Origin of the sequence: Streptomyces viridifaciens (genome assembly GCF_001888885.2) — a bacterium.
GTDB lineage: Bacteria > Actinomycetota > Actinomycetes > Streptomycetales > Streptomycetaceae > Kitasatospora > Kitasatospora aureofaciens.
On record NZ_CP090840.1, the window covers coordinates 1,511,963 to 1,528,449 of the forward strand.

General features: G+C 69.6%; 14 protein-coding genes and 4 pseudogenes. 9 read left to right on the plus strand and 9 right to left on the minus strand.

The features are described from left to right. Positions 1 to 83: 83 nt before the first annotated feature. On the plus strand, positions 84 to 326 hold the full coding sequence (locus BOQ63_RS06400) for a hypothetical protein (RefSeq protein ID WP_143174652.1): 243 nt from the start codon (positions 84 to 86) through the stop codon (positions 324 to 326). A 470-nt stretch (positions 327 to 796) separates the two neighbouring features. Here the strand turns inward: BOQ63_RS06400 and BOQ63_RS06405 are convergent, their stop codons facing one another. Beyond that, complete coding sequence (locus BOQ63_RS06405; protein WP_143174653.1) at positions 797 to 2,203, minus strand: DUF11 domain-containing protein; 1,407 nt, start codon at positions 2,201 to 2,203, stop codon at positions 797 to 799. 860 nt (positions 2,204 to 3,063) lie between these two features. Beyond that, on the minus strand, positions 3,064 to 3,327 hold the full coding sequence (locus BOQ63_RS06410; RefSeq protein ID WP_143174654.1) for a hypothetical protein: 264 nt from the start codon (positions 3,325 to 3,327) through the stop codon (positions 3,064 to 3,066). Between the two features lie 599 nt (positions 3,328 to 3,926). On the opposite strand from BOQ63_RS06410, the gene BOQ63_RS06415 reads away from it, so the two are divergent. From BOQ63_RS06415 to BOQ63_RS06440, 6 genes and pseudogenes are all read left to right on the plus strand, one after another. Continuing rightward, complete coding sequence (locus BOQ63_RS06415) at positions 3,927 to 4,232, plus strand: hypothetical protein (RefSeq protein WP_072653653.1); 306 nt, start codon at positions 3,927 to 3,929, stop codon at positions 4,230 to 4,232. 305 nt (positions 4,233 to 4,537) lie between these two features. Continuing rightward, entirely contained in the window at positions 4,538 to 5,329 is a 792-nt protein-coding gene (locus BOQ63_RS06420; RefSeq protein ID WP_050366225.1) for an IPT/TIG domain-containing protein, read from the plus strand. Positions 5,330 to 5,840: 511 nt separating this feature from the next. After that, positions 5,841 to 7,106 (plus strand): YVTN family beta-propeller repeat protein, encoded by a 1,266-nt coding sequence (locus BOQ63_RS06425; RefSeq protein ID WP_167395665.1) that lies wholly within the window; start codon positions 5,841 to 5,843, stop codon positions 7,104 to 7,106. Further along, positions 7,085 to 7,132, plus strand: a pseudogene (locus tag BOQ63_RS06430) (hypothetical protein); the annotation flags it as partial. The gene BOQ63_RS06425 and the pseudogene BOQ63_RS06430, both read left to right, overlap by 22 nt. Positions 7,133 to 7,223: 91 nt before the next feature. Beyond that, positions 7,224 to 7,837, plus strand: a pseudogene (locus BOQ63_RS06435) (MFS transporter); the annotation flags it as partial. Positions 7,838 to 7,870: 33 nt separating this feature from the next. Then, complete coding sequence (locus BOQ63_RS06440) at positions 7,871 to 8,164, plus strand: DUF1330 domain-containing protein (RefSeq protein WP_072653655.1); 294 nt, start codon at positions 7,871 to 7,873, stop codon at positions 8,162 to 8,164. Positions 8,165 to 8,291: 127 nt separating this feature from the next. On the opposite strand, the pseudogene BOQ63_RS06445 reads toward BOQ63_RS06440, so the two are convergent. The 4 genes and pseudogenes from BOQ63_RS06445 to BOQ63_RS06460 form a co-directional block, all read right to left on the minus strand. Next, positions 8,292 to 8,425 (minus strand): annotated as a pseudogene (locus BOQ63_RS06445) (IS5/IS1182 family transposase); the annotation flags it as partial. A 47-nt stretch (positions 8,426 to 8,472) separates the two neighbouring features. Further along, positions 8,473 to 9,707 (minus strand): annotated as a pseudogene (locus tag BOQ63_RS06450) (IS701 family transposase). 362 nt (positions 9,708 to 10,069) lie between these two features. Beyond that, positions 10,070 to 11,296, minus strand: coding sequence for a S53 family peptidase (locus BOQ63_RS06455; protein ID WP_072653656.1), 1,227 nt, complete (start codon positions 11,294 to 11,296; stop codon positions 10,070 to 10,072). 639 nt (positions 11,297 to 11,935) lie between these two features. Further along, positions 11,936 to 12,196, minus strand: a complete 261-nt coding sequence (locus BOQ63_RS06460) for a helicase associated domain-containing protein (RefSeq protein ID WP_191093634.1) — start codon at positions 12,194 to 12,196, stop codon at positions 11,936 to 11,938. A 125-nt stretch (positions 12,197 to 12,321) separates the two neighbouring features. Between BOQ63_RS06460 and BOQ63_RS06465 the strand changes: the two genes are divergently transcribed. Continuing rightward, positions 12,322 to 12,483, plus strand: coding sequence for a hypothetical protein (locus BOQ63_RS06465; RefSeq protein ID WP_157846648.1), 162 nt, complete (start codon positions 12,322 to 12,324; stop codon positions 12,481 to 12,483). A gap of 499 nt (positions 12,484 to 12,982) precedes the next feature. Here BOQ63_RS06465 and BOQ63_RS06470 read toward each other — a convergent pair whose 3' ends face one another. Then, positions 12,983 to 13,573 (minus strand): hypothetical protein, encoded by a 591-nt coding sequence (locus tag BOQ63_RS06470; RefSeq protein ID WP_223886190.1) that lies wholly within the window; start codon positions 13,571 to 13,573, stop codon positions 12,983 to 12,985. A 297-nt stretch (positions 13,574 to 13,870) separates the two neighbouring features. Here BOQ63_RS06470 and BOQ63_RS06475 point away from each other — a divergent pair, with 297 nt between their 5' ends. Then, complete coding sequence (locus BOQ63_RS06475; RefSeq protein WP_072653658.1) at positions 13,871 to 14,524, plus strand: RICIN domain-containing protein; 654 nt, start codon at positions 13,871 to 13,873, stop codon at positions 14,522 to 14,524. A gap of 481 nt (positions 14,525 to 15,005) precedes the next feature. Here BOQ63_RS06475 and BOQ63_RS06480 read toward each other — a convergent pair whose 3' ends face one another. Both BOQ63_RS06480 and BOQ63_RS06485 read right to left on the minus strand, forming a co-directional pair. Then, positions 15,006 to 15,476, minus strand: coding sequence for an STAS domain-containing protein (locus BOQ63_RS06480; protein ID WP_079183436.1), 471 nt, complete (start codon positions 15,474 to 15,476; stop codon positions 15,006 to 15,008). A 26-nt stretch (positions 15,477 to 15,502) separates the two neighbouring features. Next, positions 15,503 to 15,955, minus strand: coding sequence for a hypothetical protein (locus BOQ63_RS06485; RefSeq protein WP_150476325.1), 453 nt, complete (start codon positions 15,953 to 15,955; stop codon positions 15,503 to 15,505). Positions 15,956 to 16,487: the final 532 nt, after the last annotated feature.

Consider the following 16,487-nt stretch of genomic DNA (forward strand, 5'->3'; position numbering starts at 1 on the left):
GCCTCAGGTCTGCCGCCGTGAGTTCCTCACCTTCGCCCGCGAGGCCGACATCCACTTCTGGCAGGCACTCGACCACGGACGGCTTGCTTGAGTCCAACCACTATTTCCGCCTGCGCCACCGCGTCGACCACTTCAACGGCTACCTCAAGAGCCACGAGGCCATCGAACGCAGCCGCACTCGCCGCATCTGCGGCGTCGCCGCCCAGTCCCTCTCCACTTCTTCCAGATTGCCCAAGTTGCCCGCCGACCCTGCAGCCGCAACACGCTCCGCAACCCCGCGACTGGACCCCAAGGGCTACCTGCCCACCATCACGCCGGGCAACTGATCCACCCCTACCCCGAAACTTTGCTTGACCAGGGAGACCGCATCGTGCCCTCTGTGACCACACAGAGGGCCCGAAAGCGTCCCGCAACGCAATCAGGCAGGCCAACCCGACATGGCGTCGGATCGACCGGCCTCATTGGGTCGGTTGACCCGCTGTCGATCCGGCTCATCGCCGAACTCCTCGGCCTGCCCGAGGACTTGAAGGACCGCTTCCGCACCCGCGTCGACCGGGTCTTCGACACCACCCTCACCCACGAGCAGTCTGCGGCCAACGCCGCGCAGTTCTACGCCGTGGCTGCAGGCCCTGGCCGGACTGCCGGCACCCGCGAAGCAGCCCGCGGCGAAGAAGGCGGCGCCCGCGAAGAAGACTGCGGAGACCTCCCCGTATCGCGCCGACCGGCGCGATACGGTGGGCAGCTTCCTACGGGGCCGTCGTGCGGACGGCCCCGCCGTGGCTCCGGGTCGGTCGGTCTACCAGTGCTCGTGGCGCTCGCAGCGCTCGTGGTGCTCGTGGCGCTTGATCCTGGTGGGGTCGGAGGCGATGTGGCTGACGGTGTCGCCGCCGCCGATGGCGGTGACGGTGTTCGTCACCTGGTCGCGGGCGCTGCAGGAGACGTCGACCTCCAGGGTGATGGGCGGGTAGCTGCTTCCGGCGGCAAGGACGTCGCTGCGGGTGCAGGTGAGGTTGTTCAGGGTGCAGTTCCATCCCGTGCCGCTGATGCTGTCGGCTCTGAGCCCGTCGGGGAGGGTGTCGTACACGGTGACCGTGGTGCCGTCGGTCGGGGCGGCTCCGGCGGCGTTGCCGACGGTGATGGTGTAGGTGCCGTCCCGCCCCTGGGTGAAGTGCCTGGTGTGGGTCTTGGTGATGGTCAAGGACGGGACCGTGTAGGAGATGGTCACCTGGCCGTTGTGGTTCGCTGTCCCGATCGTCGACGGCGCGTAGGACGTGGGGAGACCCGTGGGGGTGGCGAAGCTGCTGCCCCCACCACCTCCACCCCCGCCCGCCGAGGTGCCCATGTTGTTGACGGTGGCGCTGCCGCCGCCCCCGCCGGCGAAGTATCCGCCCCCACCGCCCCCACCGGCACCGGTAGTGGAGGTGCAGCCGCCGTCGAAGGTGCCGCCGGTGCCGCCGGTGCCGACCGCGGCACCGGTGAACCCGCCTCCCGGCCCGCCATGCGTGGCCGCACAGAATGCAGCGGTGCCGGCGGCCCCGCCGGCGCCACCGGTGCTGGTGGTGGTGCTGCCACCACCCCCGCCCTGCCCCGGCGAAGCCCCAGGGCCGGTGGCACTTCCCGCGGTACCGCCGGTGCCATCCGCTGTTCCGCCGTTGCCCCCGTTCCCTCCCGCAGAGCCGGCTCCGGTGCCGCCGGCGGCACCGCCGCCCCCGGCGACCACCAGCAAGGAGCCGCCCGCGCTGACGCTGGAAGCTCCGCCCCCACCCGGACCTTCGAAATGGGCACCACTGCCCGCGCCGCCCCCACCCGGGGCGCCGCCGTTGAACCCCCCGGCACCCCCCGTCCCGGTGCCGTTGCAGCCTTTGCCGCCGGTACCGCCGACATCGATGGTGAACGTCGTAGGGGCGACGGTTTGCGGCAGGGTGGTCACCACCTGCGCCCCCGTCCCGCCCGTCCCCGTGACGGTACAGGCGGTGCCGGTGTTGTCGGCGCCACCGGCGCCGTCCGCGGTGATCGTCACCACCGCCCCCGCCGGGACCGTCAAGGTCTGCGAAGCGCCGGTGAAGGTGAAGGTCTGCGACGGATCAGCCCGCTGCACCCGCACCGGCACGGCCCCCACCGGCGCGGCGGCCACCGGTGGAGCCGTGGCCGCCAGCAGCGCCATGCCGGACAGCAGCGCGCTCCCCATCGATACCGCCCCCACCCCGCGCTCCCCATGTCGTCCACCCGAGCCGACCGGGTCGGACGCGACGGCGGTACGGACCGGGGTCGTCCCACCGGCCGGGGCCCTGTTGAACACGGCCACGGGCCGGTGACGGCTGACCTGGTACCACGGCAGATCGTCTTGTCCGCGAGTACGAGCGCTCATCCGCGGGTTCACCTCTCCTCACAGCGAAGCGCCCTGCGCCCCTCACGCTACAAGGCGCGGGCACGACAGGGCGCCTGACAAAAAAATCAGGACAAAACATCATTAAATGCCCTGATCCGATCACTTCGAGGTAGCGAGTCGATGGGATGCCACGTGTGTCGCAGCGGGCCGTGCGGCTACGAGAAGCCGGCATCGGCGTCGCCCAGGCCGTAGAGGGCGGCGACCCGGCCAACGAGCGAGGAGATCGTCTCTCCGGCGAACAGAGAAACACGGAAGATCCCGGGCCCGGCCGTCTGCACCTTCCGTCGCACTTCTTGGACGCATTCGGTCGTCGACCCGGTAGGCACGCCCTGATCAAATCGAGGTGTTCTACCCATGATGAGCCGCGACGCCTCGCTCGTCCTGGAATAGCTGCGGTTGGCTACGGTGGTCGAGTGGCTACGGCGCCCCCCCGGTTCCGTAGTCCGCGCGGGCGCGCAATCCAGGCCTGGGGATGCGCGCCCGCCGTCAACAACAGCACCGCCGGCCGGCGACCACGACCCCGGCAGACCCGAACGCGACTGCCCCGGTGCTCTCGGCCCGCCTGCCATACCGAAATCTGCCGCCCGCCTCGCCGACGGCTACAGCGCCGCATCGAACACCCCTCGCCGCGGAGTGCTCCCCGGATGCCGGGGGGCCTTGCGGCGGCCGCCGGTTCACCAGCTGGTGGGCGGCTGTTCCTCGAGTACTTCGAGGACCTCGACCGAGGTGGACATCACGATGTACGCACCGTTGATGTCCGTGCTGGTCCACCAGGTGCCCCGGTCCACCCGCCGTCCGGCGAGGCCCCATTGGACCATCACCTCCTCTTCCCCCAGTCGGAAGACCCGCCGGCGCCGTGGATGCACCGCTCCGACATCGACTTTCTCCAGGAAGCGCACCCGCGCCAGCGTCCACCAGTTCCGTTCCGCAACCGTCATGCCCGGTACAACGACCGGCACAGGCGATCAGTACACAAGCACCCAGTCCCCAGCTCACCCGGGACGGCCTCCGGCGTGGGGCCCGTGCGCCCCGAAGACTCGCGTGCGCTCCGCTGAATGGGTGGCGAACGGTCAAAGCTCTTGTTCGTACGCAGCCCTGATGGCTTACTTGTGGTATCCGACCAGGTGGGCTGCCCATCCCTCCGCTGGGGAACGCAGCTGGCATCTGCCTGCGCATACTGGCGCGGGTTCGCGAGGGCACCCACCGGAGGAAGCCGTCGGCCGACGCGCTCTCGCGGCGCATCGGCTGATGAGGGTGGCTCATACGTCCAAGGGGGGCGTTGTGCGAGCCATCAACATATTTCGATTACCAGCCGGGTCCGGCGCGGTCGGCAGGCTCTTGCTCACCGCTGCGGCAGCACCCGCAGATGCCGTGGGTTCGGCGCAAGTGGGGGTCGTGCCGTGCAGCGAGACGGCATTGGTCAATGCCGTCGACGAAGCCAACGCCGCGGGGGCGGTGACCTGATCCTTGCGCCGTTTTGCACCTACATCCAGTGGACAGGCCCTAGGAATTCCCGCTTGCCCACGGGCCGCTCACCTTGGGCACGGTCACGGTCAGCAACGGTGACGCCGCCCTCGGCGTGGGCGGCGGCATCGCCAACCTCGGCGGGTCGGTGACCATCACCGCGGGCGCCGTCCGGGTCAGCCACGCTTCGTACGGCGGCGGCATCTACACCGATACCGCGCTGACGATGACCGCCAGCAGCGTCACCGGTAACACCGCCAGCGTCAACGGCGGCGTCATCTACCGGAACGCGGGTTCCATCACGCTGCTCGCCAGCATCGTGGCCGGCAACGCCCCGAACAACTGCGCCGCCACCACCCCTTTGACCGCCCCATGCTGAAAACCCAGGGCATTCAACTTTCCTGCCGGAAACGGTTCCTGGCGCAGTGAGCGAACGCGCCCGTGCCTGCTCCGACCGCGCCGCAACCACGAAGTTGAGCGAGGTTGACGGCGCCCCGTGAGGTGGCGTCTCGTCGCTTCACACAAGACCACCCGCCCAGGCGCCCTGAGGCAACGGCCTTCACATGTCCTCCCGCCCCACTGCGCCCACCGGGGCTGCCCATGCGGCTGCTTGGCCGCGTCATCCATCCGCCTGCTCCTGCTCACTCCCGGCAGGGCGGCAGGCACGTTCGAAGGAGAAAGATCATGGCAACCATCACTTCGCTGGTGGACACGACGACCACCACCAACCAGGGCAAGGCCGGGGACACCGTCCAGATCAACGGCACCTCTCTGTCCACCACGACGAGGGTGAACTTCGGTGCGGCGACGGTCACTCCGACGACTGTCACCGCCACCCAGGTCACCTTCGTGGTGCCCAGCTCGGCGCCGTGCTCCGGCCAGGTCTCGGTCAGTGTCACCAGCAGCAGCGGCACCACCAGCAACGCGCTGCCGTTCTTCGTCATCGCCACACCGACGACCACGGGGACGAACGTCACCTGCCTGCCGGCCGCCACCGGCGGTGCGGTCACGCTGTTCGGCACCAACTTCCTCACCGGCACGCACGTCGCGGTGGGCACCGTCGGTACCGTGGCGGTCGCCCCCACCCAGTCGAGCCAGGTCACCTTCACCGCGCCGGCCAACCCGGGCCAGGTCACCACGGTCTCGACCCAGCCGGTGACCATCACCACCGCCGGCGGCACCAGCACCTCGGGCAGCACCCAGATCGACTACTACCTCGCGCCGACCATCACCTCGGTGCTGCCCGCATCGGGCACTGCGGGGGACCAAATCACCGTCAACGGCACCGGTTTCGTCAACGTCGACACCGTCACCTTCACCGACAGCGCCGCCGCCACCGCCACCGCGGTTTTCACCCCCATCAGTGACACCCAGCTCGTCGCCACCGTGCCCGGCGGACTCGCCACCGGGGCCGGAAGTATCACGGTCCACACCTGCGGCGGCAACTCCAACGCCGAGCCCTTCACGATCGTCTGACCGTCAGGGAAGGCCGGGCACGGACCGCACGGCTACCGAGTCGCCGCCCGCCCGCCCGCCCGAACGCGGCGCGTGGCGGGCGGCGACGCCCCGGTGCCTGGGCCGACACCCACCGGCCAGGGCACACCGTCTCCCAGGCATCAGGAGAAGGAAAAGGCCTCATCGCCCCCGTCCTGACCAGCCTCACCCCCTCCCACGGCTCTGATCTCGGCGGCGAGGCGGTCGTGCTGTGCGGCGGCAACCTCACCTACACCGACGCGGTGACCTGCGGCGTCCTGGCCTCGTTCGCGGCGATCTCCGACACCAGGTCGTCGCGACCAGGGGGCAGAAAGTTCGGGGGGAGAGAGAGTCATGGTTCCGGTAGTGATCAGCGTCAGCAACACCATCCAACGCGCTCCAGCGGGAGGCACTTCGATCCCCGTCCGCTGCACCGATTTCACCAATGCCTCGGCCACCCGTACGGGCGGCGCCCCGGAGCCGGGGGGTTGTCATGGAGGCGAATGAGCCGCTGTTGACGGATGAGATACCGGTGGGGCACGCCCCCATCGTGGCGGCGATCACCCCGGACGGTCGGCACGTCTACGTGACCAACTTCGGGAGCAGCAGCGTCAGCGTGATCGATACGACCACCCGGAGTGTCATCGCCACGATCGGTGTGACCAGCGGGCCGTGGGGCGTCACGGTCGCCCCGGACGGGCTGCGCGCCTATGTGGCCGGTTTCGGGTCCGACACGGTAGCGGTCATCGACACCACCACCAACCGGGTCGCCGCCAGCGTCCCAGGGCTGGACAAGCCCCTCGGTCTTACGGTGTCACCCGACGGCTCCCGGCTCTATGTGGCCAGCCAGGGCGGGAACCGGGTAGATGTGATCAGCACGGCCACCAACACGCTCATCACCTCGGTACCGGTGGGCACCGGTCCGCGCAATGTGGCGGTCACACCCGACGGGACGCAGCTCTACGTCACCGAGGAAGGCGCGAACGCGGTCACGGTCATCAACACCGCCACCCTCACCGTCATCGCGACTCTCCCCGGGTTCCTCTTCCCTCGAGCAGTGACGCCCTCACCCGACGGACAACGCGTCTACGTGACGGAGTACGGCGGCAACAGACTGGACGTCATCGACACCGCCACGCACACCGTCGTGCACACGGTCACGGGGCTGTCCATTCCCTTCGGCGTGGCGGTCAGCCACGACGGGCTGCTCGCGTACGTGGCGTGCAACGGCGACGACAGCGTCTCCACCATCGACCTCGTCAGGAACGAGATCATTGATACGGCGCCGGGCTTCCATGCGCCGTCCTGGCTGGTGGTCACCCCGGACGACCTCGACGTCTACGTGGTCAACAACGGCAACGAGACGGTGCGCGTGCTGCCCACGCCGCCCGGTGCGTACCCGGACGTGGGGCCCCTGTCGGGTGGGACGGCGGTGAACATCATCGGGGAAGGGCTGGGCGACACCACCGCCGTCCGCTTCGGATGCCAGCCGGCCGCCTCCTTCACGGTCCTCAACGACCAGGAGGTCCTGGCCGTCTCGCCGAACCTCGTCACCGACGTCGAGATCGACGCCACCCCCGGGCAGCTCACCACCCGGACCGTAGGCCGCTTCTACTACCTCCCGGACTCGGTGCTGGCCGGGATCAGCCCGACCTCGGGTCCGCTGAGCGGGGGCGGCACCCTGACCGTGACCGGCCGGGGCCTGATCACCACACATCGGTGCGCTTTGGCACCGTCGCTGTCACCCCATCGTCCGTCCTGGACGACAAGGTCACCGTGACGGTGCCGCCCACGCACACAGCCGGCCCCGTGCCGGTCACCGTCGTCACGCGGAGCAACTCCTACGGTCACTCCACCTTCACCTACGTGGGGCCGCCCGGCATCACCTCCGTGACCCCCGGCGGTCGCCGGAGCGAACCTCGCCATGTTCGTCGGCGGGAGCGGCATGTACCTTCTGCTCACCCTCATCACCCGGTACGCACAGACGCCGCACGACGCCGGCTACGGCTTCGGGCTGACGATCTTCGTCGCCGGGCTGGTCCTCACCCGTTCTCGGTCCTGGGGTTCGTTGCCGGCAAGCTCACGCCGCGGGTCCGGACGCGGATCGCCGACCCCCTGCTCCTGGCCGCCAGCGCCATCGTGGTCGGCGGCGGGTTCGCCCTGTTCGCGGCGGCCCGGTCTGAGCTGGCCGAACTCTTCGCGGCGATGGGCGTGCTCGGCTTCGGCGTCGGCGGCTTCTCGTCCGCGATGCCCGGCGTCATCAGGACCGTCACCCCCATGAGCGAGACGTCGAGCGCCATGAGCTTCAACTACGTCGTCCGCAGCGTCGGGTACTGTCTGGGCAGCGCCATCGGCGGCCTGATCCTCGCCGCGGGCACCGGCCCCGGCCACCTCTTCCCCGACGACAGCGCCTACACCACCGCGGCGCTGGTCGGCGTCGGCGCCATGGCGATCACGACGCTGACAAGCCTCCCCCTCGCCCGCCGACGCTCGTCCGAGACCCACCCGTAAGTCAGATGTACTCATCCCAACACTGGAGGTTCCATGCCCAAGGGCTACTGGGTCAGCGTCTACCGCACCATTTCAGACCCTGAGAAGCTGGCTGCCTACAACAAGCTGGCCGGTCCGGCCGTCCGGGCTGGGGGCGGGCGGCTCCTCGCCCGTGACGGTCGGGTCGTCGCACGCGACGCCGGAATCGCCGAGCGCACCATCCTGATCGAGTTCGACAGCTTCGAGCAGGCCGTCGCGGCACGCGAGAGTGCGGCCTACCAGGAGGCGCTGGCCGCGCTCTCCGACGGCGTCGAGCGCGACTTCCGCATCGTCGAAGGCATCGACTGACCGAGGTCCAGTCGGATCTTCACTGGAGATCCACCATCTTGGTTTCCGCTGGTGCGGCTGCTGGCGTGGCGGGACTCGTGGGGGCTCGTGCTGGTCGCGGGCGGCTCTCTTCGGTCTTGATGGTTTGTCAGCGGTCGAGTTCGAGGTTCGTCAGGACGAGCAGGGCGCGGAGCAGGTTGGTGGCGCGGGCGGGGCCCGTGCGGAGTTTGGCGAGGACGCGCCAGTCTTCAGGTGCGCGAAGCCGTACTCGACAGGGGCTCGGCAGCGTGAGGAACTAATACTCCAGCTGTAGATCTTGATCACGGTTGTTACGCGGCCTGGCGCCGGTAGTGGCTGGTGCGGGCACGGGCCTGATGTCGTCGGCGCCATTCCGACCAGCGCAGTCGGTGCACCAGGTCGAGGACAGGCTGGGCGACGAACGCTGCAAAGAGCCGCTGGATCTCGCTGCATGTCAGCGGGACGAGGTCCGATGGTGTCGTCGCGCCAGCTCGTTCGATGGCGGCCGTGACCGCGAGGAAGGCGTGCGCGAGCATGGCCATGGTGGTCCAGCGGTGCCAGGAGGTCCACCGGCGAACCTGGTGCTCGTCCAGCCCCGCCAGGCCCTTGGCAGCCTGGAAGGCCTCCTCCACGGTCCAGCGGCGCCCAGCCACCTCGACCAGCATGGTCAGCGCGACCGGGCGGGGCGAATAGCCGCGGTAGAAGGCCAGCTCACCGGTGCGTCGGTTGCGTCGGATGAGCAACCATCGATGGCCTGTGCTGCTGGGCTGGCTGTCGATGTCGACCTGGGCCCAGTCGTACATGCGGTGGCCCTTGGCGCCAGCTCCCGCTGACAGACGCTGCCAGGCCCTCTTCGGCAGGCCGTGGGCCAGCACGCCAGCCCGGAAGACGCCCGCCCGGGTGGCGATCGCCCGCTTGCGCGAGACGGCCAGGACGTAACCGATCTGACGCCTCTCCAGCTCGGCACTCAGACGCGGGTCGCCGCCGTAGACCTCGTCGCCGGTGACCCACGCGGCCGGGACGCCGGCGTCCAGGACATGGCCGATCATCTCGGTGGCCAGGGCGGGCTTGGTCGCGAACCCACCTCCTCGGGGATGCCCGCCGCCCGGCACCGGCTGGGGTCTTCCGTCCAGGAGCGTGGGATGTAGAGGCGGCGGTCGATGGCGGCGCGCCCGGCCGCAGCAGCGTAAACGAGGTAGACGGCGACCTGGGAGTTCTCGATCCGCCCCGCGGTGCCCGTGTACTGACGCTGCACCCCTACCGTGCAGGTCCCCTTCTTCAGGTCGCCTGTCTCGTCCACCACCAGCACGGCGCCCTGGTCGCCGAGGTGCTCGACGACGAAGTCCCATATGTCGTCGCGGACCTGGTCGGCGTCCCAGGAAGCCCGGCTGAGCAGGTGCTGCATGCCGGCCGGACTCGCATCACCGGCATGCTCGGCGATCGTCCAGCAGTTCTTCCTCGGCAGCTCCGCGAGCAGGCCCAGTACGAAGGCCCGTGCCCGGCGACGCGGCTCTACCCGGGAGAACCGACCCGCGACCTGGGCCATCAGGTCCTCGAATACCGACTGCCAGCGGGCAAGGTCGACGTTGCGGCCCACGGCCACCGATTGAGCTCGGGATGTCCACACGACACCCGATGATCGGCGGTGGCCGTCCTTGTCCGCGGACTCGTCCGCCCGGCGAGACCGCGATCGCCGACTGGAATGCCGGCAGTCTGCGCGTGCCGGAAGGGCTCTTCTGGGTATCCGGGGCGTGTGAGCGGTCGGCTGTCTCGGCGTGTTCGTTGCCAGGGCGGGCCGGGCAGCCGAGGCGGGCTGCAGGCGTCGTGTCTGACGCCTGCAGCCCGCCTCATCCGGCCGGTGAGCGGAGCGTGAGTGCGCGGCCCCGGTCACCGTCGAGCGTTTCCGGCTCAGCTTCCCGATCCGGTGGCGCCGTGCCATTCGTGCCGGGGGTCTCGCAGTCCGTCGACGCCGTCGGGGGTGCCGATGCCGGTGGGGGCGTCGTATCCCGGCATCGCGGAGAAGGCTCCGGCGCTGCCGGTGGTGATGTCGAAGAAGTCCCGCGGGCGGGCGTAGGGGTAGGAGTTGGGGAACGTACCGGGGGCGGGGTTGCCGGCCAGCGCGTACATGCTGGCGACCAGCGGGCTGGAGATGCTGGTGCCGAAGGTGGTGAGCCAGCCGATGCCGAAGACAGTGGGGACCGTGTCGTACACCGGGAAGTTGGTGGCGACCGCGGAGACGTCGACGGTGGTGCGGCTGTTGGGGCAGATGGTGTCGTGCTGGAAGGCGGGCTTCGGTTCGAAGAGAGAGCAGCCGCATCCGGTGCCCTCCCAGGCGCTTTCCGTCCAGCCGCGACGGTTGTGCGCGCGTGTCAGCGTGGTACCGCCTACCGCAGTGACATAAGGGGAGGAAGCGGGGTATTTCGGTACGCCTCCGGTGTCGCCCGAGGCGAAGGTGAAAGCGACGCCGGGGTGATTGAAGTGAAAGTCGAAGGCGCCTTCGAACGAGGCCTCGGGCAAGTCCCAGCTGTTGGAGATGAACTTCGCGCCTTGGGCGACGGCCTGGTCGACCCCGGCGAACAGGTCGCCCGGGACGGCGCTGTCGGTCTCGACGACCAGGATGTGGCAGTCCGGGCAGGCGGCGCTCACCGCGTCCACGTCGATGGACTCCTCCAACGACCAGCCTGGGTCGACGGTGGTCGGCAGGGTGCTGCCGCCGTTCTGGTTGACCACGCGCAGGCAGCCGTTTGCGGTGGTGCACGGGGGGAGGTGGAACTGGCGGCGGTAGACCGCCAGATCGCTCTCCAGGTTGGGGTCGTGGTAGGCGTCGGTGACCGCCACGGTCCGACCCCTGCCGTGCTGGCCGAACAGCTTGTAGGCACTGCGGATGTCAAACGGGCTGAGGCCGGGCGGGTTGGCACCCGGTGGGAGGGACGCGATGGGCGGCACGTCGGTGCGGATCATGGCTGTGCAGGCCGCCTGGAGAGGACCGGACGGCTGAGGGCAGACGCGCTCGAGGGTCGGCGGATGGTGGCCGGGGGGCGAGCCGTGGGCCTGAGCGGTCGCCGGCACGACGGCCAGGCCCACCAGGGCGAGGGCCGTGGCCAGCAGCGATCGGATCGGGCGGACACCGCGCATGACACTCCTCCGGGGCCGGACGGTGTCCCCTTCCGCTCGGGCAGGCTTCCGCCGCCGACACTCGGGTTCGCGGCCTCACCCGTCCCGTCGCGGCGTCACCACCGGTCCGCACCACCCGTCACGGCAACCGCCGCGCGCCCCACTGTCAGCGCGCGAACACCCCCAGCAGCCTGAGCACCACCTGACCACCCGTCGGACGGCGTACCGAATCCACCCGTACAGCAGAATGCACCTCGCGCCACGCACGACGGCATAGCCGGATGGCTGATGCCTGCTCAGAAGTGCAGTTGAACCAATCTGCGACTGCCACGGGGTGATGGAGTGCCACCTTGCCCCTGACCGCTCGACCCACAAGGTCAAGATCTACAGCTGGAGTACTAAGCGAGCGGGTCTGGCCAATACCTGAGTATCGGGAAATTCAAAGAGCCCTATCAAGCCGGCCGCTGTTCCTCGGACACGACGGGCACAGGCGGGCAGGGACGGCCTGGAGCGCGTCTCGGCGGGCGCTGGGCCCGGCCGGTCTCAGCGCCAGTCGAGCCCGAGCGCACGAACTGGTCGAGCTGCTCGCCAGCCAGCTTCGCCCGACGGCTGTTGGTGTTGGAGATCCACAACCCGAGCTTCACCTCCACCGTGCCGCCGTCACCGTCCGGGATCTCCTCGACGTGCTGGCGCGGCACAGTCACCGATCCGGTGCGCTCCCGGTACTTGGGCGAGCGCGGCCACGCCCCGGTCGAAGACGCTCGGCTTCCCAGCGCCGGCCTTCTTCTTCGGCGCCGCCTCCTCGGCTGGGACCGCCAGCGGTTCGACGCCGAGCGCGGCCAGGCGCTCGCGCTGCCCGTCCAACAGCCCCTGCCACACGATGTGCTGACGCTGCCTCTCCGACCACCGCCCTACGTTCAACCCATGGATCGTCATCCCCGGCAGCAGATCACCGAGCTGCGCCCGGCTGTCTAGGCAGTCGGTGTAGTGGCGCTGCCAGTCCAGCGGCCACGCCCGCAGTGTCTTGCCAGGCCCACCGAGATTGGATGCGGACCCTCGCTTGCGTCGACTGCGGCCAGGTCCCGAAGGAGGAGAGCACCTACGAGTACGAGCTCGGCGGCCAGTGGACCCTCCGCCCCGGCGGCCGCTGCTGGACTGCCATCAGGAATACGAGGAGCGACTGGAACGGGAGGCCGAAGAGCAGCTGAAGGCAACCTGAGAGGCGAACGCCGCGCTGCGCCCGTGCTGGACGTGCCGGGGCTCGATCGGCGGGAAGAAGGGCTCGCTGCTGGAGCTGACCGAGTGTGCGACATCCCGCGAGTTCCCCTGAGTCCCGCTGAGCCACCGAGGCCGTGGCCAGGAGTTCCTACGCCACCCGACCCGAAGATCAAATCAGCATGATGGACCTCTCCGGCCCTCCTGGCTCGGCATGGACACGCCGAGGGGATCTCTTCTTGACCGATTCCGCGGTTGGACGCAACAGTTCGCGGCGCCCGTCCCGTGTATTCGGGCGAGGGTGCGCGTCGCACCGGAACCCCCCAGAGAACAGCGAGGCCGCATGTCACCGGAGTTGGAGCTCGGCCGCCGCACGGATGCCACCGCCGCCCCATACTCGGCTGGCTGACCTACCGCCACATCCACCTGCCGGGATCCGGCACCGGCCGCCGTCGAGAACTTCGACGGCGGCCGGTGCCGCCAGGATCAGGCTCACCCGGACCACCGCGTCGTCTTCGTTGCCAGCCTGCCGCGCAGGGCCGAGGAGACGCGTGGGATCTCGTCGGTCGCCGTCGCCAGGACGTAGGCGGTCGTGGAGCGGACCTCGGGGTCGGGGTCGTCGAGAAGCGGGAGCAGGAGTGGCAGGTCGTCCGTGACCGCTTGACGGGCGGCCTGGATCGTCCAGTCCACCGGGCACATCGTGCTGCCCTCGACCCTCAGCGGCTCCTGGGCGACCTGGAGCAGGCCTTCGCGCGATCCGTCCCCCATGTGCTGGCATCGACCGATCTCGGCGACCAGGTGAAGCGTTTGCGCGCCGAGCCCGGGGTGCCCGGTCGTTGCGATCCGGAGCAGGAACGGCACCGCCAGTGCTCCCACCGCGATCGTGCCGCCCTGGTGGTGAAGATTCGCCCAGAGCTGCCGCAGGGCCCTGTCAGCGGCTTCGGCGTCCCCGGACGCGAGCATGGCGAGCAGGCCGGCGATCTCCTCGCCCGAGCCGTAGAAGTTCCGGAACCGCCGCCAGGGGACGCGGGTGCTCCACGCGAAGCTCCACCCCGCGAAGAGCCGGAAGGTGCGACATGTCAACCAGATGTGCCGTGGAATGGGCCTGGAAGTGGTGTTGTCTGGACCTGCTGTCGGGGATCTGGGAGTGCTGCCGTGTCGGTGGTTCAGTCGCTGTGGCTTGGTGGGCGCACCATCGGCCCGCCCGCCGGTTGTTCGTATTGCGCGCTCAGGGAAATGCTTCCCACGCCCCCCGAAGGGACGATCCCCCTCAGGTAGCGCCGAGTACACACTGCACATGAACGATCGCTGACAGTGCCGCCAGGCTGTCCAGGGCGGCTTCCACTGTCCCCGACCACGTACATTGCAGGAGGTCTTCTCGTGCGTATCCACCGCGCCCTGGGCGCCGTCAGCACAGCCGCCGGGTCGTCCGACGCCGCCGCCATCCCCGAACACGCCGGAGCGCAGGGCACGCCCACGACTCCCGCCCCTGCTGCGGCCGGGCGTCCACGACACGGCATCATCGTGACGCGCCTGGCCGTCCTGCTCGGCCTGATGACCGCGCTGCTCGGCATGTCGGTCGAGCCCGCGAGCGCCGCGCCGGGCGACCTGATCAGCCCGATCACCATCGTCAACTCCGCCACCAGCGGCCACCTTCTCCCCTGGGGATTCGGCGACGACCACGACGACAACATCTGGATGGTCGCCGCGAACAGCGCCACCCGCGGCGACCAGTGGACGCTCGAGGAGCTGCAGGGCGGCTACTACCTCATCCGAAACAACGCCACCGGCAAGTGCCTCAAGCCCGCCCCCTTCACCTACTTCGGCAAGACGTACGTGACCCAGGCCAGCTGCAACGACAGCTTCGAGTTCCAGTGGGAGCTGGCACACTCGGTGTTCACCAACCTGTACAAGATCGTCAACCGCTCCACGCGACAGGCCATGACGCCGTACCAGAACCTGCCCGACCAGGTCGTGGTGCTGGACACCAACAGCAACGACGCCAAGAACTGGTGGTCCCTGGCCAGCATCTGACCAGGCGACGCCGAGCAGGACCCGTGGGGCAGCAGCCAGGACCAGGCCCGGCTACTGCCCCACACTCCGCGCCACCCCCCCGACCGCCCCGATGCCAATGGTTCCCCGACCCAACCTCGCACAGCGCCCCCGCACAACCCTCCCGAGGCCCGGCCGATCACGTCGCGTGGAGCCCTGCCGTGGCTACCCGGCGCTGCCCGAGCGGGTAGTGGAGGCCTGGATCACCGTGACGCTGGCAGACGGCACCGTGCGCCGCGAGCAGTGGCGGCGGCACCCTGGACGGCCCGGCCAACCGCACCGGCCTTGGGTGACGACCCGGCGTTCCGGCCCGGCGCGTGGCTGCGCAAGCAGGACGAGGCGCGCATGGACGGGGAAGCTGACCGAGCAGCAGAGCGCTCTCCTGGACGCTCTGCACGCTGGCTGAACGACCGGCGGCACGCACGGATGGGGGCACGTCCGGGCGGGCTCGAAGCAAATATGTTCATGGCCGGCTCCGCCGATGGGGTCGGTCGCCGTGCAGGGCCGCGTAGACGCTGTCACGGATGGTGAACACTTCGTCGGTGCCGGTGACTTCGAGGAGTCGGCGGACCTGGGGTGGGAGGGCCGTCAGAACGAGGAGGGTGCCGGTCAGGGCCGCGTCCTGGAGGGTCTGGAGGAGGGCGTTCGGGCCGGAGGAGTCGCAGAAGCTGACGGCGGCCATATCGACGATCAGCTGGTGCGGGCGCTGGTTGACGGCCCGCGCGAGGGCGTTTTCCAGCTTGGGCCGCTGGACCTGGTCGATCTCGCCTGCGAGGCGGCAGACGACGGTTTCCCCGGTCGACAGCGTGGTGATCCGCAGGCTCGGGCCGATGGTGTCGCTGTCGTCTGCGTTTGGCGGACATGAGCGGGCTCCCTCCCCATGAGGAGAAGCTGTCCGCCTTCGAGTTTGCCTCGTTGCCCGCCTCGAAACCATCCCCGCACGTTGCCGGAGCCGACCGCTCAAACCGACCCCGACAACGCCTCGTGTGTGACCGAAACACCGGCCGCTAAACGCCGGCTTCTGCTCCGGGCGCGCAGGACGCCGAGCGTCACCGGGCCGGCTCGGCCCCACCAGTTCGCGGCGATGTTCTCCCGGCGCCGCCGCTCTTCCTCCGCCGCGGTGCACGCCGCCGCCTCGTCGAGTTCGACCAGGGTGTTCAGCGCGGCCGCGGCAGCCTCCGCTGCCGGCACCACCTGGCCGATCGCCTCCAGCGTGCCCTCGCGGTCGCCCTCGTTCCACCACTGCAGGGCCAGCGCGGCCAGCCGGCCGGTCTCGGTGTGCTTCGCGAGCACCACCTCCGGCAGCGAACTCAGCGAACTCAGCGAACTCAGCGAACTCAGCGAACCCAGCGCACCCTCGCCCAGGTGCGTGCTCCCGCACGGGTCGCCGGGCGGCTGGTCAACGGGCGCCATGGTGCCCGGCCTCGGGGACCAGGAGGAGGAGAGACTCAGCGCCGATCTCGATCACAAGGCCCACAGCTTGTCGCGGCCACCCGGACCAGTCGACATCATTGCTCCGAATGCGGCGTGTCGCCTAGTTACAAGACGGCGTGCCTGCCTGGAGACTTCCGCCCCGCCGAAAATCCCCACCACACACGAGCCGCCGCCACGCCAACAGCGCGCTACGCCTGGAACTCCGTGCTGCGCACTCCGTAGGCCGAGGCGTTCGCCGGCCGGAACGGGCTGTTCCCGACCCCCGCCAGGTCCACCCAGGCCGGGCTGCGTCGGACCACCCCGAGGAGCTTGCCCAGGGCGTCCTTGTCCTTTCACAGCTCCTGCGCCGTGCTGATGATCAGCGCCTCGAGGCGCTCCGACTCGCTCACGCAGTTTCCCTTCCAGGTCGTTGGGCGAATGGAGCCCTATCCTCCGGTGATCGACTCCGAAGGCCACGTTTCTGTGCCCTCCGGTCGTGGGGTGACCCGCTTTGGGAGCTGGACCCGGTTAG

What these genes read in the sequence shown, in the direction of transcription:
- BOQ63_RS06420 (WP_050366225.1), top strand. Translation starts at nt 4,538, where the DNA reads ATGGCAACCATCACTTCGCTGGTGGACACGACGACCACCACCAACCAG.
- BOQ63_RS06440 (WP_072653655.1), top strand. Translation starts at nt 7,871, where the DNA reads ATGCCCAAGGGCTACTGGGTCAGCGTCTACCGCACCATTTCAGACCCT.
- BOQ63_RS06410 (WP_143174654.1), bottom strand. Translation starts at nt 3,327, where the DNA reads ATGACGGTTGCGGAACGGAACTGGTGGACGCTGGCGCGGGTGCGCTTC.
- BOQ63_RS06480 (WP_079183436.1), bottom strand. Translation starts at nt 15,476, where the DNA reads ATGGTTTCGAGGCGGGCAACGAGGCAAACTCGAAGGCGGACAGCTTCT.
- BOQ63_RS06465 (WP_157846648.1), top strand. Translation starts at nt 12,322, where the DNA reads ATGCGGACCCTCGCTTGCGTCGACTGCGGCCAGGTCCCGAAGGAGGAG.
- BOQ63_RS06455 (WP_072653656.1), bottom strand. Translation starts at nt 11,296, where the DNA reads ATGCGCGGTGTCCGCCCGATCCGATCGCTGCTGGCCACGGCCCTCGCC.
- BOQ63_RS06485 (WP_150476325.1), bottom strand. Translation starts at nt 15,955, where the DNA reads ATGGCGCCCGTTGACCAGCCGCCCGGCGACCCGTGCGGGAGCACGCAC.